The organism is Streptomyces sp. NA04227 (assembly GCF_013364195.1).
Classification (GTDB): Bacteria; Actinomycetota; Actinomycetes; order Streptomycetales; family Streptomycetaceae; genus Streptomyces.
This window is the reverse complement of the sequence record NZ_CP054918.1, coordinates 7,821,173-7,841,729: the sequence shown is the minus strand read 5'-3', so window position 1 is coordinate 7,841,729 and position 20,557 is coordinate 7,821,173. Positions and strand designations below refer to the sequence as shown.

Sequence of the window (20,557 nt, the reverse complement as noted above, 5' to 3'; positions counted from 1 at the left end):
CGGTGCCGGTTCTGCGGCAGCGGTCATCTCGGCTCCTCCTGGGGCAGTACGGATGTGGTGGTGATCGGGGCCGTACGGCAGGCGTGGTGACGTACGGGTGCTTCGGGCGCGGTCACGAGGTGCGGGCAACGGTCGCCGTGACGAGATGGCGCAGCGCGGCGGCGGGCTCGTCAGGGATGCGCAGCTGGTCCAGGGTCTTGAGCGCGGTCTCGGCGCGTTCGGTGATGAGTTCCTCCACCGCGCCGCGGGCACCGGAGCGCACCATGATCGCTCTGACCGTTTCGAGTTCCGGCTCGCCGAGGTCGGGGCGGCCGATGAGCCGCCGCAGTTCGACGCGGTCCTCGGCGGCCGCCTGGGACAGCGCGAGTGCGAGCAGTACGGTCGGCTTGGCGCCGGACAGGTCGTCGAGCGCGGACTTGCCCGTCTCGCACGGGTCTCCGAACACGCCGAGCAGGTCGTCCCGGAGCTGGAAGGCCTCACCGAGCGCGAGACCGAACTCGCTGAAGTCGTACAGGAGTTGACGGGGCGCCCCGCCGAGCAGAGCGCCGATGTGCAGGGGGTGTTCGACGGTGTACTTCGCGGTCTTGTAGCGGATGATCTTGAGGCTGCTGTGCTGTTCGGGCACCGCCCGGGTGCGCAGGATCTCCAGGCACTCCCCCGCTATCAGCTCCCGGGCGAGAGTGGCCCACAGTGGCCGGGCGCGGGCCAGGTAGGCGCCCGGCAGTCCGCACTCCGTGAACAGCTGCCCGGCCCAGGACATCAGCAGGTCGCCGACCAGCATCGCCAGGTTCCTGGCACCGGCGGTGCGAGTGGCCTCGTCTGCGAAGAGGGACGCGTCGAGTGCGTCGAGCAGGGCGATGTGTGCGGTCGGGACGCCTCTGCGCACGGCGGACTCGTCCACCAGGTCGTCGTGCACGACCGCTGCGGCGTGCAGGATCTCCATCGCCGCGGCGGCTTTGACCATGGCTTCGCTGTCGGGCTGCCCGGTCGCCCGCCAGCCCCAGTAGCAGAAGGCCGCGCGCATACGCTTGCCTTCGCCAAGTGCGGTGGTCAACTGGACGGCCATCGGCTCCAGTTGGGGATCCACCTCGCACAGCAGTGCCGACTCGCGGTGCGCGAACTCCGCGAGGACCCGGTCGACGCGGGGCGCGATGAGCCCGGTTCCGTGCACCTCAGGCGCCGGAGCCGGAGCGACGGGCGGCGACTTGGCGGGCCAGTGTCTCCATGTGCGACTCGGCCGTGGGGGCGTGCCGTTTCAGCGCGAGTTCGCCGCGTGCGCGCAGGTCCTCGCGCCCGTCGGCGGTGATCACATCCAGGTCGGAGCGTCCGAGGACACCCCTCATACGGCGGATGAGTCCCTCCGCCTGTTCCAGTCCGAGGTCCACGAGCCCGGCGACGATCTGTACCGCCTCCTCCGCCTGCCCACGACGCGGGTCCCCGCTGCCATTCGTCACAGCCGTTCCTCCCCATCTCGCCCCCGGTCACGGCACCGCGCCGCGCACCCGGCCGACGCCGTCAAAGTCGGAAACTGACTTCCCCGGGGTATCCGCGCGAAGCGCCACGAAAGAGTGAACTGCGCGCGCCAGACGGGGAGTTGTGGCATTTCGTCCGGGTGCACGGAACTGCGAACGGCGCGCATACGGGCGGCCGACGGCGCGAAGTCACGCCTGTTGTCCCGCTATTGCGACCGAAGGCGCGAACTCACGCCCCCGCACAGCTACTTGGATGCGCGCGGCACTTCTTCCGCATGCCGTGGTGCTCTCACCCGGTGTGCCGCTTGCGAGCTCTTCACAGTTGCGGCGGAGGCGACTTGAGCAACGAAAGGTTGCCGTTCAGGGACGCCTGCCACGAGCCGTCCTTGATCATGTCCTTGAGCGCGGTCTCGACCTTTCCCTTCAACTCGCTGCCCTTGCGGAGGCCGATTCCGTACCGTTCGTCGCTCAGTTTCAGGCCACCCAGTTTCAGGTCCTGGGGCACCTGGGTGGCATAACCGGCGAGCAGGGCGTCGTCGGCCGTGACGGCGTCCACCTTGCCCGCGACGAGGTCGTCAATACAGCTGTAGTAGGTGTCGCGTTCTACGAGCCGAGCCTGTGCGGCCTGTGTCCGCAGGTTCGTGCCGGAAGAGGAGCCGGCCACCGTGCACACCGACTTGCCGTTCAGATCGGCGGCGGTGGTTACCGCCGGGGCGTCCTCGGGCAGCAGAACGTCCTGGTGGGCTTCGAGATAGGGCCCCACGAAGTCCACCTTCTTCGCGCGCGTGTCGTTCATGGCATAGACGGCGACGAGGAAGTCCACCTCGCCCCGTTGCAGCACACCCTCCCGCTCGATGCCGCGGACCTGCTTCCACACGATGTCGCTCGGGGCGTGGCCGAGCCTCTTGGCGATGTACGTCGCCACGTCCACGTCGAAGCCCAAGGGTTTGCCGTCGGGCCCCATGTAACCCAGGCCGGGCTGGTCGTACTTCACCCCGATGGTGATCTTCTTGCCGCTGGAATCCACGGGCTGCTGCGAACTGCCGCCGGACGTACCGGGCTTGGGCGACGTGCCGCCGTCGGCTTCGGTCTTGTCACCGCCCGAGCCGTCGCCGAGGGGCAGCAGCGCCCACAGAAGCACTCCGGCCAGGGCGACGGCGCCCAGACCCGAGGCGTAGATCCAGGTCCGTTTGCGTCGAACGGGCAGTGCCTGAGCCGGAGTTGGGTGCGGCACCCCGAAGAACGGCTCGGCGTGCGAGGGGGACGCCGAGGGAGGCGGCGTCGGTCCGGCGGGTCCGGGCGGGGACGAGGGCGGCGTCGACGCGGACGACACCGGCGGGGCGGTCGGCATCCAGGGCGGCGCCTCCCGCGTGGACGCGCCGCTTCCCGGCACCGGGGGCTCCGGTGGCGGCTGAGGGGCGGTGGTGCGGGGCGGGGTGAGGGGATACGAGGTCTCGGAGCCGGTCGCGGCCTCGGTGGCCTTGGTGGCCTCGAACCTGGCCGCCGCTTCCGCCTCGGCGAGCAGCCGGTCCAGCGTCGCGGCGTCCGGCCGTGCCGCCGGGTCGCGTACGAGGACGGAGGTCAGCAGCCCGGTCAGCGCCCCGGCACGCCGAGGAGGCGGCACCTCCTCGCCGAGCACGGCCGCCAGGGTGGCGAGGGTGTTCCCGCGGCGCATCGGGTTGTGGCCCTCGACGGCGACGTAGAGCGTCATGGCGAGTGACCACAGGTCGGCGGCCGGGCCGCCGCCCTGGCCCGCGACGCGCTCGGGCGCCATGTAGTCGGGGGTCCCGATCACGGAGCCGGTGGCGGTCAGGGTGGTCGATCCCCGGATGGCGGCGATCCCGAAGTCGGTCAGGACCGCGCGGCCGTCGGGGCGGAGCAGGATGTTGGGCGGCTTGATGTCGCGGTGCTGGATGTCCGCCGCGTGCGCCGCGCGCAGCCCTTCGAGGACGCCCCGGCCCAGTGCCGCGGCTTCGCCGGGGGTGAGCCTGCCGCGGTCGATGCGGTCCTGGAGCGAGCCGCCGGGCACCAGTTCCATGACGAGCCACGGATAGGTGCCCTCCTCGCCGCCGTCGACGATGTGGTGGATCGTCACGACGTTGGGGTGGACGATGCGGGCCAGCGCCCTGGCCTCGCGCAGTACACGTGCGCGCAGCGCCTCGGAGGCCTCGGGGTCGTACTCGGCGAGGTCCGGGTCGGGTGGACGTACCTCCTTGAGCGCCACCTCGCGGTGCAGCGCCAGGTCACGCGCCCGCCACACCAGCCCCATACCGCCACCGCCGAGCCGCGACAGCAGCTCGAAACGGCCGTCGATCACCCGCGCCACTTCGCCCCCTTCACCCCGACGAGGAGCCCGGGACAGGTCGGTTGCGCAGTTCCGCGGGCCCTCGGGCCGAAGCCCCGCCCGACTCTGCCACACCCGTCACCGGCCGGACAGCCGACCTCCGGCTTCCGGCTTCCGGCTTCCGTACCTGCGTACGGTACGCGCGCGGGCACCGTCCCGGTTCCCGGCGGGCACCCCGGAGCGCGGCGGATCGCGCCGCGTGGGCGACGGCACGACGATCCGCGCCCGGAGTCACCGTCCTCACACGCGTGTGCCCGCCCTCCGGTTGCCGGGGAGGACGGGCACACACGTGGTGGGGGGAGCGGGAGGGTCAGTACGGGCCGTTGACGTTGTCGATGGAGCCGTAGTTGTCGGCCGCGTAGTTGCAGGCCGCGGTGATGTTGGCGACCGGGTCGTAGGGGTCGTACGGGGTGCCGGGGACGTGGTAGGCGGCGAAGGTCGGGTCGATGACCTGGAGCAGGCCCTTGGAGGGTGTGCCCTTCGCGGCGTTGGAGTCCCAGTTGTTGATGGCCTGCGGGTTGCCGGAGGACTCTCGCATGATGTTGCGGTGAATGCCGTCGTAGGTGCCCGGGATGTCGTGCTTCGCCATGACGTCGAGGGCTTCCTTGATCCAGCCGTCGAGGTCGTTCGAATACGTCTTGGAGGCCGGGGACTTGGCCTCTTCACGCTTCTCGGACCTGCTGGGCGCGGGCTCCTCGCGCTGCCCCTTTCCGGGGACGGGGATGGTGAGCTTCAGACCCGGGCGAATCAGCGACGGATTGTCTCCGACAGCCTTCTTGTTGCTCTTGTAGAGAGCGCGCCAGCCGCCTTCGAGAGAATGCTTGTCAGCGATCTTGAAAAGGGAATCGCCCGAGACCACGGTGTACTTCTTCTCGGCCGCGTCCCGCTCGGCCTGTGCGGCAGCGGAAACCGCCCCCGAGGCGGCCTTACCGGCCTTGTGCCCGGAGCCGGTTGCGGCGGTTCCGGCCGCGTTGGCGCTGGTCGCGGCGATCACCGGGAGTACGAGTGCGGCACCTCCCGCACCGACGACAGCCACGGAACGCGGGAGTGAACGGGACTTCACACGACGGTGCTTACCCTTATTGGGCATGGCGATTTCCTCTCCTCCGCCTGCGAGGTGAGCTGTCGGGTTCGGGTGGAGTTACCCGGCCGCACTACCGCACGACTTCACCCCGAGCCGTTCCGCTTGGCGAATCGGCGACTTTCCGGGTTCCCCGCTCCTGCCTGGTCCACGTAGGGGGCGCGGATTCCGGGCGGCGGCAGGATTCGGCGTTCCACCCGGGATTGCCGAGACCGTAGGCGAGGAACTCGAGAACAAACAAGGCCTGAATTACGGAACGCAAAGCGAGTGATCCGGAAAAGCGCCCGGCCACCCGGGAAGGCTTCCCGGAAGAGAAATCAACTCGCCCTTCGCTGAAGGGAAATGACCGCCCTCTCCACGGAGGTGGACGCAGGTGAATGTGACGCGACTCACTACGTTTCGGTGGAACCAAAAGCGCCACACCCGTACACCGGAATTCCGCCACTTCCTAGCCAATCGACCCCCAAGGGGGGAATTGGCCAATTCCTCCAAATGGGACAGAAGTGACTCAAAGGGGTGTGGAGGTCGGCAGTCGCGAGGGGACCGCCGGGCAGGGACGGCCAAGCGACCGTGCCAGCGGTGCCAAGGACATCGCGGGACCCGGCGACCCAGAATCGGTCGCACCTTCGGGAGCTTCGCCCGCACACCGGCGCCCACGGCAGTCACCGGCGTGCAAGGCATGGTCCGCATCCACCGGTAGCGAACACCGCACGTTCACAGCAGGAGATCACCATGGCCACGACCACCGCCCCGCCCACCGGCGGCGCCGACGATCCGAGCAGCTCGGGAGAGCCGAGCGACCCAGGGAAGACCCGGGTCGCAGGAGAGCCGGACGGTGCTCCCCTCCCCTACCCCCAGGACCGCTCCTGCCCCTACCGGCCGCCCGCCGATTACCGGCGGCTGCACGACGGCGGCCCGCTCACTCGCGTCTCCTTCTACGACGGCCGCCCGGTCTGGGCGGTCACCCGCCTCGCCACAGCCCGCGCACTGCTGACCGACCCTCGTCTGTCCTCGGACCGCACGCATCCCCAATTCCCGGTCCCCAGCGCGCGGTTCAGCGGTATCGCCAAGACCCGCACCCCGCTGATCGGGGTCGACGGGCCCGAACACGCCGCCGAGCGGCGCTTGTTGATACCGGGCTTCACCTTCAAGCGGATCAATGCGTTACGGCCGGAGATGGAGCGGACCGTCGACGAGGCCCTGGACGACCTCGTCGCCGCGGGGCCGCCCGCCGAACTCGTGAGCTCCTTCGCGCTGCCGGTCTCCTCGCGGGTGATCTGCGCCCTGCTCGGCGTTCCCTACGAGGACCACGACTTCTTCGAGGAGCAGTCGCGGCGGTTGCTGCGCGGGCCCTCGGCGGAGGACTGCGCCGACGCCCACCGCCAACTCCTCGGCTATCTCGGCACACTTGTCGCGCGCAAACAACACGAGCCGGGGCGCGGACTGGTCGACGACCTCGTACACAACCGGCTCGGCGACGGCACGCTCACCACCGAGAGCCTCGCCGACCTCGCCTGGGTACTGCTCGTCGCGGGCCACGAGACCACCGCCAACATGATCGCGCTGGCCGTGTGCACGCTGCTCGAACACCCCGCGCGGCTCGCCGAACTGCGCGCCGATCCCGCGCTTCTCCCCGCGGCCACCGAGGAACTGCTGCGCCATCTGTCCGTGGTGGACGGCATCCTGCGCCTGGCCACCGAGGACATCGAGGTGGACGGGGTGACGATCCGCTCCGGTGACGCCGTCGTTTTCGCCGCCTCGACCGTCAACCGTGACCCCGGCGTCTACCCGCATCCGGACGAGCTCGACTGGCACCGCCCCGTCCGGCACCACATCGCCTTCGGCTTCGGCAGCCATCAGTGCCTCGGACAGAACCTCGCCCGCGCGGAGATCGAGATCGCCCTCGGCCGACTACTGACCCGGCTCCCGGGTCTGCGTCTCGCCCAGCCCGCCGACAGCCTCGTCCTCAAACCCGGCGACACCGTTCAGGGACCTGTCGAACTGCCCGTCACCTGGTGAGCACCGCCGAACGGCCGCGCAGTACGCCCCGACCAGCGAGCAATCCGTAGGGACAACGGCATGACGAACCCCACGAAGAGTCACATGAACAACCCCACGACGAGCCCCATGCAGAGCCCCATGAAAAGCCGGGTGAACATCAGCATCGACACCGGCCGGTGCGTCGGAGCGGGCCAGTGTGCCCGCAACGCACCCGACGTGTTCGTCCAGAACGACCACGGCTTCGGCACACTCCGCACGGGACGCGGCAGCCACCCCGACACGACGGAGCTGCGCGACGCGGTCCACGCCTGTCCGGTGCAGGCCATCTCCCTTGTGCTTGCCACCAGTTGACGCGGTCCGGGGCAAGCGGAGGCCAGGTCCCGCACTGCCCGCCCCGCATCGCGCACAGCGGCACGATGCGGGGCGGGCAGTCACTGCGGAACGGTTCAGCAGCCGTTGAGGACCGAGGTCAGCGCGCTCTTCTCGGCCGAGTCGACGCTCAGACCGTAGTAGTGCTTGACCTGCACCCAGGCGCGGGCGTAGGTGCACTTGTAGGCGGTACGCGACGGCCACCAGGTGCCCGGGTCCTGGTCGCCCTTGGACTGGTTGACGTTGTCGGTCACCGCGAGCAGCTGCGGGCGGGTCAGGTCGTTGGCGAGCTGCTGGCGCTTGGAGGTGCTCCAGTTCCAGGCACCGGAGTCCCAGGCCTCGGCCAGCGGGATCAGGTGGTCGATGTCGACGTCGGAGGCCGCGGACCAGGTGGCACCGTCGTAGGGCGAGTACCAGCTGCCGGACGTCGCGGCACAGGAGGAGTCGGTGACCACACCGGAACCGTCGCGCTTGAGCACGGTCTCGCGGGTGTTGCAGGCGCCGCTGATGGTGATCCAGTGCGGGAACAGGTCACGGCTGTAGCCCGTGCGGGAGTGCTCGCCGGTGGCCGGCATGGAGGCCAGGTAGGAGCGGGCGGTGCTCGCGGATATCGGGGTCGGCAGGGCGGCCTGTGCGGGAGCGGTGGCCGCGAAGGTCAGCGCGGTGGTCGCGGCGGCGGTGACGGCAGCGGCGAGGGCGCGAGCGCGATTGCGCATGGTTTCTCCTGGCGATGGAGGGGGTGAGTGCGGGGGGGGCGGCCATATGGTGCCCCGGCCGGGTCTATGCGGGTAGATGCGAAGAGTGAAATCCCTGTGACAAGAGGCCAACACCTTTGCGCGGACGGCCTGTTGGCGAGTCACACCGGAAGGCCGGAACCCCGGAAGGCACAGGGGACGCAGAGGACACAGGGGACACAGGGCGAGAAGCGGAACTGCCGTACGCCTCACAGCCGTGCGCTATTGAGCAATGCTCAGGAGGTGGCATAGCCTCGGCCCAGTTGCAGTCTGGGAAGGGACAAGCGCATGCGCGCGGTGCAGGTGGTACGGCTCGAAGGCCCTCAGGCAGTGGAACTGGTCACGGCCGAGGCACCGCAGCTCGTCGAGGGGCAGGTACTGATCGACGTGAAGGCGGCCGGGGTCACCTACCCCGACGTGCTGCTCAGCCGCGGTGAGTACCAGATCAAGCCCGAGCCGCCGTTCACGCCCGGCTCGGAGGTCGCGGGCGTCGTCGTCCAGGCGCCCGCCGGTTCCGGGTTCGTGTCCGGCCAGCGCGTGGCCGCCTTCCCCGGGTTCGGCGGCTTCGCCGAACAGGTGGCCACCGATCCGTCCATGGTGTTCGCGCTGCCCGACCGGCTGTCCTTCGCCCAGGGCGCGGGACTGCCGATGAACCTGCTCACCGTCCACTTCGCACTCACCCGCCGCGGCGGCCTGAAGGCGGGCGAGACGGTTCTCGTGCACGGCGCCGCGGGCGGCGTGGGCACCGCCGCCGTCCAGCTCGCCTCCGTCCTGGGCGCCCGCGTCGTGGCCGTGGTCTCCTCGGAGGCGAAGGCCGACGTCGCCCGCGCGGCGGGCGCCGACGAGGTCGTGCTGGCCGAAGGGTTCCTCGGCGCGGTCAAGGAGCTCACCGGCGGCCGCGGTGTGGACATCGTGGTCGACCCTGTCGGCGGCGACCGCTTCACCGACTCCCTGCGCTCCCTCGCCCCGGAGGGCCGTCTGCTGGTCATCGGCTTCACCGGCGGTGAGATCCCCACGGTCAAGGTGAACCGGCTGCTGCTGAACAACATCGACGTACGCGGGGTCGGCTGGGGCGCCTACTGGCTCCCGCGCACCGCCTACCTGCGCGAGCAGTGGACAGAGCTGCTGCCGCACCTGGAGACCGGAAGGCTGGACCCCGTACTCGGCCCCACCTACCCGCTCAAGGACGCCGCCGAAGCCCTGCTCGCCCTCGACGAGCGACGTGCGGCGGGCAAGATCGTCCTCGAACTGGAGTGAGAACAGGGGAAGTTCACCCCCACCTGTTCAACCCAGCGAGCCGTACTGCGGCGCCGGGCGCGAGGCCCGGCGCTGCTCACCGGCCGACAAGAACCGTCCGCCGGGTAGTGCGGCGTTGACAAGAAGCCGCCCCGCCGGACAAGCCCGGCTCGCGATCGGCGAAACCGCTCTTGCCTGCCCGGTTACCCGTGTGTAGCGTCTGGCCATCACCACGGAAAACGCAGGAAACCTCGCACATCGTTCGTGTGGTTCCCATCTCTCGCATTGCTCGCATCGCTCGCCGTAGTCGTATTGCCGGCACTCGCGTGATGCGCGTACCGCTCCGGTTTGCTGCCTTCCCCGTTCGAGCCGCACCGCCGCACCGCCGCTCTCTCGCACAGTCCGCGTCAAGCCGCTCCGTGCCACCCCCCGCAGTACCGCCGCACCACTGCTCCGCACAGTTTCGGTGTGTGCGCTCTCGCGCATGCGCCCGCTGTCCCGGCACCGCCGTATGGTCCGAACTCGCTTGCAGTGAAGCGCGGTTGCTCGTCATCACACGCGGACGGCCGAAGGGCGATGCGTACGAAAGACCGCCTCGCACTCTGGCCGACTCGTTTGCCCTCCCGCACGCCGTGCGCACCTTCCGCGCGCGCCGAAGCCCGGCACAGCCCAACGGAATCCGCATCCCGCGACCCTCAGATCCCTTGGAGCCCCGATGAAGTCCTCAAGAACCGTCCGCCGTACCGCTGTTCGTGCCGCGTTCGCCGTTTCCGCGGCCGCCGCACTGGTGACGGCCACCACGGGTGCCGCCCACGCCGCCCCCGTCCGGCTGAACTACCCGCTCACCGGCAGCACCGTCCTCAAGGGCACCGGCTCGACGGTGAACCTCGGCCCCGGCACGCTCGAAGCGTCGGCCGATCTCTTCGCGGGCACGCTGACCGCGAACACCAAACTGCCGCCCGCGAAGGTCTCGTTCAACATGCTCGGCGTCATCCCCGTCTCCGCGACGACCGAGTTCATCGAGACCGAACCCACCACGGGCACGCTCGATCTGAAGACCGGCGAGACCAAGACGACCACCAAGCTGACGCTCCGGCTGAAGGACATGAAGGTCGCCGGGATCCCGACGCCGGTGGGCGATCACTGCGAGACGAGGACGCCCGCCGTCCTCAACCTGAGCAGCGAGGCCGGGTTCAACCCGCTGCGCGGCGGCAACCTCTCCGGCACGTACACCATTCCGGCGTTCGAGCACTGCCTGCTCTCCACGCCGCTGATCAACCTGATCGTCCCGGGCGACGGCAACACCATCAAGCTCACTCTGGGAGCCGCCACCCAGCCGCCCACCACCTCCTGAGACCGGGCGGTACCGCCAGATCCGACACGGTGCGGGGGACGGTACGCGCCCCCGCACCACCCTTCAGTACTACGCGGACCGGTCCTCGACTCGTTGCCTCCCTCCTGGCGTGGCAGTCAACTCCCTTAGGGGCCATAGGGGTTGTCATCTGGGGTTGAGGGGCGGCAGATCGCGCCGGGGCATACCGAGCCGGAGCCTCCGCTGCCAGCATGTGCGCATGCGTGCTCACCGACTTCTGCCCACGGCCCCCGCTGCCGTGGCCGCACTCGCTCTGCTCGGCCTGGCCACCCCCGCCGTCGCCGTCCCCGCTGCCGTCGACGGCTCCGTCCCGACCGCGGATGTCGCGGGCGCCACGGCCGCAGAAGGCCCGGGGACCGCCCCCTTGCCCGGCACGGCGGATGTCCGCGCCGCTGTCCCCGGTGGGCACATCCCGCTGGAAGGCACCGTCAACACCCGTGACCTCGGGGGCTATTCGACCGTAACGGGACACCAGATCAGGGACGGGGTGCTGTTCCGCTCGGACTCCCTCGGCAAGCTGACCGACAACGGGGTCACCGCCCTTTCGCGGCTCGGTCTGCGGACTGTCATCGACTTCCGCACGCCGTTCGAGATTCAGTACGACAAGCCCGACCGGCTGCCGCCCGGTCTGACCGCGACGGCCAGGCCCGTCAGCGACAACGGCTCCTACCGGCTGCTCCTCGACGCGATCGGTTCCCGCGACCCCCAGGTGCAGCAGGAGATGCTCGGCGACGGCAAGGCCGAGGCCGCCATGCACGAGATCTACCGCACCTTCGTCACCAACGCCGACAGCCGTGCGGCGTTCGGTGCCACGCTGCGCCAGATCGCCGAAGGTCCCGCGAACGCGCCGCTGCTGTTCCACTGCACCTCGGGCAAGGACCGTACCGGCTGGATGAGTTACGCCCTGCTGCGTCTGCTCGGCGTCCCGGCGGCCACCGCACAGCAGGACTTCCTTCACTCCAACACCCTGCGCGCGGAGAGCGACCGCAAGGCCCGCGAGTACCTCAAGGAATCCGGCGCCATGCAGAACCCGGACCTGATCATCCCGCTCCAGGAGGTCCGCACGGCTTACCTGGACACGGCCCTGGCCGAGATCCGGCATACGTACGGCACCTTCACCCGCTATGCGGTCGAGGGCCTGGGCGTGGACCTGCCGACCTTGCAACGTCTGCGGGCACGTCTGCTGCGCTGACCGACCTCGCTCCGCGCCGGTGACCAATCCGCCGGGGACGCGCGCTTGTCGACGCGGCCCCGGAATCCGGCCCCCATGCCCCCTAGCCTCTGCTCCTCCACCCCTGGCACGGCCTGACGCGCTCCCCAGCGGGCCCACATTTGCGTATGAGTGGACCGTCAGACCCGAAGTGCCGGAGGCCACGATGAACAACATCCTCGACGCGATCCTCGCGCACACCGCAACCGAGAACGGCCGGCCTGCGCTCGGGCCGGCGGATTTCGCCGCGTTGCCGTTGCCCGAGTCCTACCGCGCCATCACGGTGCACAAGGACGAGACCGAGATATTCGCCGGACTCGAACCGCACGACAAGGACCCGCGCAAGTCCCTCCACCTCGACGAGGTTCCGGTGCCCCAACTCGGCCCCGGTGAAGCCCTGGTGGCCGTCATGGCCTCCTCGGTCAACTACAACTCCGTGTGGACCTCGATCTTCGAACCGCTCCCCACGTTCGGTTTCCTGGAGCGGTACGGGCGTCTGTCGGAGCTGACCAAGCGCCATGACCTGCCGTACCACGTCATCGGCTCGGACCTGGCCGGTGTCGTCCTGCGCACCGGCCCCGGCGTCCGGGCTTGGGCCCCCGGTGACGAGGTTGTCGCGCACTGCCTGTCGGTCGAGCTGGAGTCCTCCGACGGCCACAACGACACCATGCTCGACCCCGAGCAGCGCATCTGGGGCTTCGAGACCAACTTCGGTGGCCTGGCCGAGATCGCGCTGGTCAAGTCCAACCAGCTGATGCCCAAGCCCGACCACCTCTCCTGGGAAGAGGCCGCAGCTCCGGGCCTGGTCAACTCCACCGCCTACCGCCAGCTCGTCTCCCGCAACGGCGCCGGCATGAAGCAGGGCGACAACGTCCTGATCTGGGGCGCCTCCGGCGGACTCGGCTCCTACGCCACCCAGTTCGCCCTCGCCGGCGGCGCCAACCCCATCTGCGTCGTCTCCAGCGAGGACAAGGCCGACATCTGCCGCGCCATGGGCGCCGAGGCGATCATCGACCGCAAGGCCGAGGGCTACAAGTTCTGGAAGGACGAGAACACCCAGGACCCGAAGGAATGGAAGCGCTTCGGCAAGCGCATCCGCGAACTCACCGGCGGCGAAGACGTCGACATCGTCTTCGAACACCCCGGCCGCGAAACCTTCGGCGCGTCTGTGTACGTCACCCGCAAGGGCGGCACCATCGTCACCTGCGCCTCCACCTCCGGCTACAACCATCAGTACGACAACCGCTACCTGTGGATGAGCCTCAAGAGCATCATCGGCTCCCACTTCGCCAACTACCGCGAAGCCTGGGAAGCCAACCGCCTCATCGCCAAGGGCAAGATCCACCCGACACTGTCCAAGGTGTACCGCCTCGAAGAGACCGGACAGGCCGCCTACGACGTGCACAAGAACCTCCACCAGGGCAAGGTCGGCGTCCTCGGCCTCGCGCCGATGGAGGGACTTGGCGTCCGCGACCACGAGATGCGCGCCAAGCACCTCGACGCCATCAACCGCTTCCGCGTCGCCGAGTGATCCGCACGGCCGGACGACCGGGAGCGAGGGCACCCGGGAGCGGCGAGTCCCGGCCGGCCGAGCCCGCCCTCGTCTCCCGGACCTGATCGAGCAGTACGTCAAGCAGCGCGGCCAGCGGGGCCGTTGAGTGCGGAAAAGTGGGAATTGCACCGCATGCGCCGGGGGTTGTCGACCCGGCGCATCGGCATATGCGCATATCCGAAGCAGGGGCATCCGACAGTACGGTCTCACCCAGCGGGACGAATGTGGTCCAGGGGACCCCACATGGACAGCGGCCAATGCGGAGTGTGCAACACATGCAACGGTCGGCGCACACCGAGGAAACCGGCACGTCAAAGACCCGTTACCGGCTCCCGCGTTTCCTGGCCCACCCTTCTCGGGCAGGTCACAATCACAGACTTGTGCGCTTCCGTGCGGAGGACCAGGTTCCGACACCCGGTCACCGGTTCCTCACCACATGAAGTCGCTCCAGTACAGCCGCCTCGGATCCGGAGTGCCGTCCTGGAGCCCAGAAAAAAGAAAGCGGTCCGGTTTTCTGAGAAGCCCCAGAAACCGGACCGCGGAAACAGCAAGAGCAATCAGCCCTCAGTCACACGACATACACAGATCAGCCCCAGCCGTCGTCCTCCGGACCCACCTCCGGCTCATCCGTCGGGACATCCGGCGAAACACTCGAGGAAGCCCCCATAACCGGAATCGACTGTTCCGAATAACCGGCGTTCACAGCGACGCCGATCCCCGCCGCGGCCACTGCCACAACCACGGCCTTACGTACACCGGCCAAACGCATAACCATCCCCCTGCACAACGAAAGAACGATGAACGCAGACCACCATGCACCGCTTCGGGTAATCCGCCAAGCCAATCCCAGTGACGTAAAGTTGTCAGGCAACAAGTACTTCCCAGGGGAGAAAATACCAGGCATGCCCGAAACCGACCCGAACGCGACCACTCCCCGCCCGGACAAGGCCTCCAGCCCCGCACCTCACGCCAACATCCCCAGCCCGAGGGCGGATTCGCCCGTGCCGCCCATGGTTGGACACGAGTCGCGATACGTCGTGGCGGAACCCTCGGACATCCGGCCCTTCGCCCGGGACTCCGTCCATTGCGCGGCGGATAAGCCGGAACCACCAACCCCCGGGCGTACGACGGCCGTTGGTTCACCCGAGCACTTCGACGACAGTACCCCGCACGCAGGGAAATCATTCAACTTCGCTGCGTCCACCTGTACTTGTGGCGCTCACTCGCCTGTCGCGGACCCTTCCCCCGCGCACGCGGTGGCCGAGTTCGACGATGTGGCCGCGGCAGCGGTCCCGGCCGCCGCTCACCCCACCGCGACCGGCGATGCGCAGGCCGACACTCTCGACCAGCTCCACCACACCCTGCACAACCCCACCATCGACCACCTCGACGACACCACCGCCGCCGCCTACCGCCACGCCGTCCTCAACGGCCGCTACCACCCCACCGACATCCAGCACACCCTCCACCTCACCCCCGAACACACCCACCGCATCACCCACACCCTCACTCAACTCCACCTCCTCAAACCCGTCCCCGGACAACCCGACACCCTCATCCCCCTCAGCCCCGACGCCGCCACCGCCGAACTCCTCGCCACCACCGAACACCACATCCAACAACTCCAAAACGCCGTCACCCACACCCGCAACCGCATGCAAACCCTCCAACCCCTCTACTACGAAAGCCGACAACACCGAAACCACACCGAAGCCTTCGACATCATCACCGACATCACCACCCTCCAAAAAACACTCAACGACCACGGACTCCACGCCCAAAAAGAAATACTCACCGCACAACCCGGCGGACCCCGACCACCCGACATCCTCGAAAACGCCCGCCCCCGCACCCTCAACAACCTCCAACGCGGACTCACCATCAAACACCTCTACCAACACACCGCCCGCACCGACCTCACCACCGTCAACTACATACGCACCATCACCCACCACGGCGCCCACGTCCGCACCACCGACCAACTCATCGACCGCATCATCATCTACGACCGCGAAACCGTATTCCTCCCCGAACAAAACATCACCCACCGCCAACCCGGAGCCGCCCTCATCCGCGAACCCACCCTCGTCCAATTCCTCTGCAAAACCTACGACCACCTCTGGAACAACGCCACCCCCTACACCCCCCACACCCCCACCACACCCCACATCACCCACGACCTCAAACACGCCATCATCAAACTCCTCGCCCAAGGACACAAAGACGAAAACGTCGCCCGCAAACTCGGCATGAGCGTCCGCACCTGCCGACGCCACATCGCCCAAATAATGGAACAAACCAACGCCACAAGCCGCTTCCAAACCGGCGCCAACCTCGCCCTCGCCGGATACATCACCAACCAACCACCCACCCCCCACACGGAAGAGGAAGGGCTGGAGGATTCCGAGGAGAATTCCCTATCGAGAGGAAAGAGCGAAGAGCACTCCTACGATGCTCTGGACGCGACGGAGCCGCACTCGCACGATGAATTGTGAGCGCTCCGGGCGTTGTTCAGAAGCGCTGAGCCACCCCGGCGCAGCGCCGTACGACCGGCTCCAGGTAGTCCACGCGAGGTCCGTCGAGTTCCGCCAGCGCCTCGGCGGAGGGGACGAAAGTGATGCGGTCGAGTTCCGGCTCGCGGCCGAGCGCGTTCTCGGTCGCTGTGAAGTCCTCGTAGATCGCGCGCAGTTCACGGGCCGGCCGCGGCGGAGCGAGGAAGTGGGCGCCCAGGTTCCGCCATTGCCCGCGGGTGAGGGCGCCCAGAGCCAGGGCGTCGGGGGCGATGTCGATTCCGGTCTCTTCGGACAGTTCGCGGGCCGCGTGGCCGCGTAGTGCCGCCAGGTCCAACTGCCCGTCGCGATCCGGTGGTTCGACGGAACCGCCCGGCAGTACCCACAGGCCGGTGGCCTGCGTCCATGCCGACATCCGTCCGACCAGCAACCGCCCGTCGTCGGTCGGCTGCAGGACGGTGACGAACAGCGAGGGCAGCCAGGAGACCGCGCCCGGGACCCGGCGCAGTGCGCGGTACCGGTAGCTGCTCCGGGTCCAGTGGACGACCAGGTGCCGCGGGCTTTCCCAGTGCGTCCCGGTGCATGCGGCCACAGGCCCGTCGAACAGGATGGGGTTGGCCCCGACCGCCTCGTCCCACAGCCGGTTCATGGCCAGCCGTTCATCCTCGGGCACCGGCGGTGTCGGCGTCTCGACGAAGCGGAGTTGGTCTGCTTCCAGCAATTCGAGCGCGGACGGTTCCGGTGCGGACGGCACGGGCAACGAGGGCTCGGTCATCGGTTCATGCTGGCACCCGACGGGCCCACTCGGGACCGACTTTCGCGCCGGATGTTCCGTGGCCGACTTCCCGACACGCAACCGCCCGGGAATCGGCGTGGGCACACCGTACTTCCCGGGCGGTTGACCGAGCGCCGAACGGGTTCGACGCTCGACGGAGCGGCGCTCACAGGCTCAGAAGTCGACGGTGACCTCGTGGTCGATCCGCGCCACGGATTCCTGGTCGAACCGCTTCGTGTACTCCGCCCGGATCGCCTCGATGTTCATGTCGGCGGAGGCCCGCTGGGCGACGGGGTAGAAGAGGATCAGCTCATAGGAGTCCTCGCGCTCGACGATGCCGTGGCCGTCGCGGTACTGCCCGTGTCCCTCCTGCACCGTGAGTCCCTCGGGGAACCGAGGAGTGACGGATTCGTCGACGAAGCTCTGGAATTCGTCGCGGGTGACGGAAGGGCCGCCGTTCGGGCGCACGGTTCCGAAGAACAGCCGGGTTTCGACGTAGGCGCTTTTCTGTGCGCGGACGCTCGGGCTGCCGTCCGCTGACGCCGCGACGGCGACGTCGGCATGGGCGGCCTGAACCGGGCTCATCAGGCCCAGAAATGCGAGCAGTACGGCCGCCGGGAGCAGACCACGGGCGGAATTCGAGGAGCGGGAAGAGGCCGGGGCGAAGGAGGAGAGGGAGAGCGCGGGGAAGCGTCGGGGTGCCATGTGTTTCTCCATGGGAGGGGTGGTGGTCCGGTCGGACCCGATGGGTGGCGATTGCCGGTGTCAGGTGGCTGTGCGCGCCTGGCGAGGGGCCGGAAGTACCGGCAGAGTCACGGGCGTTGGGGTGGAATGGGCAAGCGTGGGCGAGACTCCGCGGCCCTGTGCGGCCGGTGCCTTCGGCGTGGTGCGCGGCGACCTGTGCGTAGCTTGCCGCCGAGGAGCGGGCGAAGGGCCTCGGCGTCGGCGGCAACGTCTGAAGATCACCCTGACGCGGCAACAGTCGTACTTACGGGCATCCTTGGCGGCCTCGGCCGACGCGAAGGTCCGCCGACGGGCATGCTGGGGCGCATGTCACCTGAAGACCTGCCCGAACAGATCGACGCTCTGCTCGCCGCCCCGCTTCCGCTGCCCATCGTCGCGGCCGGGGATCCCGTTCTGCGGCGCCCCGCGGAGCCGTACCAGGGGCAGTTGGGGCCCCGGCGGCTGGAAGCGCTCGTCGAGGCGATGCGTGTGACGATGCGGGCCGCGCCCGGCGTCGGCCTGGCGGCGCCCCAGATCGGGGTGCCCCTGCAGATCGCGGTGGTCGAGGACGAGGCGGACGTGCCGAAGGAGGTGCGCGAGGTACGGGGTCGGTACCCCTTGCCGTTCCGTGTGCTGATCAACCCGGCGTACGCGGCGGCGGGTCCGCGGCGGGTGGCGTTCTTCGAGGGTTGTCTGAGTGTCCCGGGATGGCAGGCGGTGGTCGCGCGGCCCGAACGGGTTCGGCTGCGTGCCACGGACCTCGCGGGCCGACCGGTGGACGAGGTGTTCAGCGGCTGGGCGGCCCGCATCGTGCAGCACGAGACGGACCATCTGGCCGGGACGCTGTATCTCGACCTCGCCGAACTGCGGTCCCTGTCCGGGGCCCGGGCGATGGCCGAGCGCTGGAACCGGCCGACGCCCCGGCACGCGGCCCGGGAGCTCGGGTTTCCCCTGCCCGCCGGTCAGGAGGACGCGTGACGAGTGCTCAGTGCTGATCGTCGGTACGGAGGTCGTTTCCTGACCGTCGATCGGGACGGCGACCACTGACCATCCCCGACCGCCCCAGCCCTCTCCCGACCGGCGGATCGTCGTGGGGCGCCGCGGTTCCGTGCCGGACGCGGCGCCCCTTCTCGTACCCTCCGGGTCAGAACCCGCAGACCACGTCGTGGAGTTGGAGCGGGCGTCTCGCGTCGCGGTCGACGTACGCGGTGAGTCTGGCCCGGTTCTGGCCGCTCTTGCCCCAATGCGTGGTCACGACGGCCCGGCCGGTTCCGGTGGCCGGAGCGATCGTCACACGGCCGATGTCGATGGAGCCGGGTCTGTCCTGGGCGCACAGCAGCAGGTCGTATCCCGGGGTGCGCCGGACCTTGGTGGCCAGTGCCGGGCTGATGCCGTACTTCCTGGCGAAGGTGCCCGGGCCGTGTTCGCCGTAGAACGATTCCAGGAAGGTGTGGATCTCCTGGACCGTGTACCGCGGTGCGGGCGAGGGGCGCTCGGGCCGTGCGTCGGCCGCCGCGGCGGGCAGTGCCGCGGCGGCGGCGAGGGCGAGTACGGCGGCGGTGACGGTCGGTGTGGTGCGGCGGACGCGGGTGGTGCGGCGGAACATGACGTACTCCGTGGGATCGGTCCGTGCCCGGAGGTCGGGCGGTGGGGATCCAGCAGACACTCGGCGCGGGCGGTCCTGCGTGATGCACGCCGAGAAATCGCCCATTCCTCACGTTTTATCCGCTTATGCACGGCACCCGGATGGGCGCCTCTGAAGCGTTCCTGTCCGGCGGAACCACAGGTCAGGGCACCCGCCACTCGTCCGGCGCAACGCACCTCGGCACGGACCGGCACGGCTCGACCCCCGGTTCACGCCGGAGCGCACGCGCGCGTCAGGGCGCAAGGAGGTCGTGTTCGCGTACGAGCCAGCAGATGGCGGTGAGCCGCAGCGCGGCGAAGTCGTAGCCCACGGGTTCGCGCCATGCGGACTCGGTGAGTACGTCGGTGAAGCCTCGTACGTAGTCCGAGAGATCCTCGCGGCGCGGGGTGCGCCCCTGTCCGTCGCGGGGCGCGGGGACGAGTGCCTCGCACACCGCGGCGGCATGCTGGTCCACCGCCGCGACCAGGCCCGGTTCGAAGGCGAACTCGGAGAGCCGGGGCAGATATCTGTCCACGACCCTGGCCAGCGGGCAGTCCAGGGGCCCGTTGGGAGACACATCCATAAGTCGACTTTATTCGCGACTTCAAGGCATTCCGCGTGAATGTGCGGCATCTCAACCGCCTCGGGGACGTGACTCCCGTCACCTCGGGAGGCCCTGTCGGTGCCGGGCGCGCCCGGCACGCCCGCACTCCCCCGTTCACACCTTCAGGCCAAGTGCCGTACGAAAGGCGTGGATTCGCCGCGCGCCGTGCAACCTCTGCCCCTCTTCGGCCGTCCCTAGTGATACCCGGCACATGCAAGCTTCGACCCATTGCTCCCGCTTTCCGCGCCTTTCGGCACCCGCCGGTCGGCGAGAGTCCGGGACCGTGCCGTGATCATGCACTTGAACAGGGGATTCTTCATGCGTGCTCGTACCGTTCTCGCCGCCGCCACCGCGGCCACCGCCCTCGCCCTCGCGGCTCCCGCCGCCTGGGCCGGGTCCGCCGCGAAGGCCGCGGACCCGACCTGCCGGGCCGACCGGCTGACCGTCAAGGCCTCCGCCACGGAGCTGCCCGACGTCCTGCACATCAGCGTCACCAACCGGGCCTCGCGCAGCTGCGCCGTCGACCACATTCCCACCGTGACCTTCGGGGACCTCGACGGTGCGGCGCAGCCGGTGCCCGCCGCGGAGAGCGCGCCGTACCGGCTCAAGCCGGGTGCCACCGGCTACGCCTCGGTGCGCATCGTCGACAAGCTGGACAGCCCGAACGCCCGGGTCGTCGACTCGGTCACCGTCGCCGGCGACCCCTCGCACCGGGGCGTCACCTTCAGCGCCGCCTCGCTCAACGCCCCCGAGGGGCTCGCGGTGTGGGAGCCGGTGACCACCCTGTGGCAGAGCTCGGCCGCCAAGGCCGACGAGGTGCTCGCCGAGGCGGGTGCCGCGACTCGCGGCTGATCCAGAGCGCCCGCGGGCGGGGATCGGCCGGTGCGTTCCGCCCGCTCGCGGGCAGCGCCCGGTGTTTCCCGCCCGCAGGCGCCCGGCCCGCAGGGCCG

The 20,557-nt window shown here is 69.2% G+C and carries 18 protein-coding genes and 1 riboswitch; of the genes, 9 read left to right on the top strand and 9 right to left on the bottom strand.

Annotated features, from left to right (window positions below; all coding sequences use genetic code 11):
* Nucleotides 1–112: 112 nt before the first annotated feature.
* The 4 genes from HUT18_RS32985 to HUT18_RS32970 all read right to left on the bottom strand — a co-directional run bounded on the left by HUT18_RS32985 (nt 113) and on the right by HUT18_RS32970 (nt 4,906).
* Nucleotides 113–1,171 carry a polyprenyl synthetase family protein gene (locus tag HUT18_RS32985; RefSeq protein ID WP_254878908.1) on the bottom strand — a complete coding sequence of 353 codons (1,059 nt, stop codon included), beginning with the start codon at nt 1,169–1,171 and terminating at the stop codon, nt 113–115.
* Nucleotide 1,172: 1 nt separating this feature from the next.
* Nucleotides 1,173–1,454 (bottom strand): hypothetical protein, encoded by a 282-nt coding sequence (locus HUT18_RS32980; RefSeq protein ID WP_176104164.1) that lies wholly within the window; start codon nt 1,452–1,454, stop codon nt 1,173–1,175.
* 334 nt (nt 1,455–1,788) lie between these two features.
* Complete coding sequence (locus tag HUT18_RS32975; protein WP_176104949.1) at nt 1,789–3,789, bottom strand: bifunctional serine/threonine-protein kinase/glutamate ABC transporter substrate-binding protein; 2,001 nt, start codon at nt 3,787–3,789, stop codon at nt 1,789–1,791.
* Between the two features lie 337 nt (nt 3,790–4,126).
* The gene (locus HUT18_RS32970; RefSeq protein ID WP_176104163.1) at nt 4,127–4,906 is read right to left on the bottom strand and encodes a transglycosylase SLT domain-containing protein; all 780 of its coding nucleotides are present in this window, start codon (nt 4,904–4,906) and stop codon (nt 4,127–4,129) included.
* Nucleotides 4,907–4,910: 4 nt separating this feature from the next.
* Nucleotides 4,911–5,098: riboswitch (cyclic di-AMP (ydaO/yuaA leader) on the bottom strand.
* Nucleotides 5,099–5,629: 531 nt separating this feature from the next.
* Between HUT18_RS32970 and HUT18_RS32965 the strand changes: the two genes are divergently transcribed.
* Nucleotides 5,630–6,916 (top strand): cytochrome P450, encoded by a 1,287-nt coding sequence (locus tag HUT18_RS32965; protein WP_176104162.1) that lies wholly within the window; start codon nt 5,630–5,632, stop codon nt 6,914–6,916.
* A gap of 60 nt (nt 6,917–6,976) precedes the next feature.
* Nucleotides 6,977–7,249: a ferredoxin gene (locus HUT18_RS32960; RefSeq protein WP_368661563.1), complete on the top strand. Its 273-nt coding sequence runs from the start codon at nt 6,977–6,979 to the stop codon at nt 7,247–7,249.
* A gap of 95 nt (nt 7,250–7,344) precedes the next feature.
* Here HUT18_RS32960 and HUT18_RS32955 read toward each other — a convergent pair whose 3' ends face one another.
* Nucleotides 7,345–7,983 (bottom strand): HNH endonuclease family protein, encoded by a 639-nt coding sequence (locus HUT18_RS32955; protein WP_176104161.1) that lies wholly within the window; start codon nt 7,981–7,983, stop codon nt 7,345–7,347.
* Between the two features lie 306 nt (nt 7,984–8,289).
* Between HUT18_RS32955 and HUT18_RS32950 the strand changes: the two genes are divergently transcribed.
* The 5 genes from HUT18_RS32950 to HUT18_RS32930 all read left to right on the top strand — a co-directional run bounded on the left by HUT18_RS32950 (nt 8,290) and on the right by HUT18_RS32930 (nt 15,866).
* Nucleotides 8,290–9,258 carry an NADPH:quinone oxidoreductase family protein gene (locus HUT18_RS32950; RefSeq protein WP_176104160.1) on the top strand — a complete coding sequence of 323 codons (969 nt, stop codon included), beginning with the start codon at nt 8,290–8,292 and terminating at the stop codon, nt 9,256–9,258.
* Nucleotides 9,259–9,952: 694 nt separating this feature from the next.
* The gene (locus HUT18_RS32945) at nt 9,953–10,591 is read left to right on the top strand and encodes a hypothetical protein (protein WP_176104159.1); all 639 of its coding nucleotides are present in this window, start codon (nt 9,953–9,955) and stop codon (nt 10,589–10,591) included.
* Between the two features lie 217 nt (nt 10,592–10,808).
* Nucleotides 10,809–11,801: a tyrosine-protein phosphatase gene (locus HUT18_RS32940; RefSeq protein WP_176104158.1), complete on the top strand. Its 993-nt coding sequence runs from the start codon at nt 10,809–10,811 to the stop codon at nt 11,799–11,801.
* Nucleotides 11,802–11,985: 184 nt separating this feature from the next.
* Nucleotides 11,986–13,350, top strand: a complete 1,365-nt coding sequence (gene ccrA, locus HUT18_RS32935; RefSeq protein ID WP_176104157.1) for a crotonyl-CoA carboxylase/reductase — start codon at nt 11,986–11,988, stop codon at nt 13,348–13,350.
* A gap of 1,277 nt (nt 13,351–14,627) precedes the next feature.
* Nucleotides 14,628–15,866 (top strand): hypothetical protein, encoded by a 1,239-nt coding sequence (locus tag HUT18_RS32930; RefSeq protein ID WP_176104156.1) that lies wholly within the window; start codon nt 14,628–14,630, stop codon nt 15,864–15,866.
* Nucleotides 15,867–15,882: 16 nt separating this feature from the next.
* Here HUT18_RS32930 and HUT18_RS32925 read toward each other — a convergent pair whose 3' ends face one another.
* Nucleotides 15,883–16,656 (bottom strand): NUDIX hydrolase, encoded by a 774-nt coding sequence (locus HUT18_RS32925; RefSeq protein WP_176104155.1) that lies wholly within the window; start codon nt 16,654–16,656, stop codon nt 15,883–15,885.
* A 174-nt stretch (nt 16,657–16,830) separates the two neighbouring features.
* Complete coding sequence (locus HUT18_RS32920) at nt 16,831–17,361, bottom strand: DUF3574 domain-containing protein (protein ID WP_368661562.1); 531 nt, start codon at nt 17,359–17,361, stop codon at nt 16,831–16,833.
* A gap of 345 nt (nt 17,362–17,706) precedes the next feature.
* Here HUT18_RS32920 and HUT18_RS32915 point away from each other — a divergent pair, with 345 nt between their 5' ends.
* Complete coding sequence (locus tag HUT18_RS32915; RefSeq protein WP_254878907.1) at nt 17,707–18,357, top strand: peptide deformylase; 651 nt, start codon at nt 17,707–17,709, stop codon at nt 18,355–18,357.
* Nucleotides 18,358–18,523: 166 nt separating this feature from the next.
* On the opposite strand, the gene HUT18_RS32910 is transcribed toward HUT18_RS32915, so the two are convergent.
* Together HUT18_RS32910 and HUT18_RS32905 are read right to left on the bottom strand one after the other, a co-directional pair.
* Nucleotides 18,524–18,985 (bottom strand): hypothetical protein, encoded by a 462-nt coding sequence (locus HUT18_RS32910; RefSeq protein ID WP_176104153.1) that lies wholly within the window; start codon nt 18,983–18,985, stop codon nt 18,524–18,526.
* Nucleotides 18,986–19,256: 271 nt separating this feature from the next.
* Nucleotides 19,257–19,586 carry a DUF6401 family natural product biosynthesis protein gene (locus tag HUT18_RS32905; protein WP_176104152.1) on the bottom strand — a complete coding sequence of 110 codons (330 nt, stop codon included), beginning with the start codon at nt 19,584–19,586 and terminating at the stop codon, nt 19,257–19,259.
* 339 nt (nt 19,587–19,925) lie between these two features.
* Between HUT18_RS32905 and HUT18_RS32900 the strand changes: the two genes are divergently transcribed.
* Nucleotides 19,926–20,459, top strand: a complete 534-nt coding sequence (locus HUT18_RS32900) for a DUF4232 domain-containing protein (RefSeq protein ID WP_176104151.1) — start codon at nt 19,926–19,928, stop codon at nt 20,457–20,459.
* The last annotated feature ends 98 nt before the right edge of the window (nt 20,460–20,557 follow it).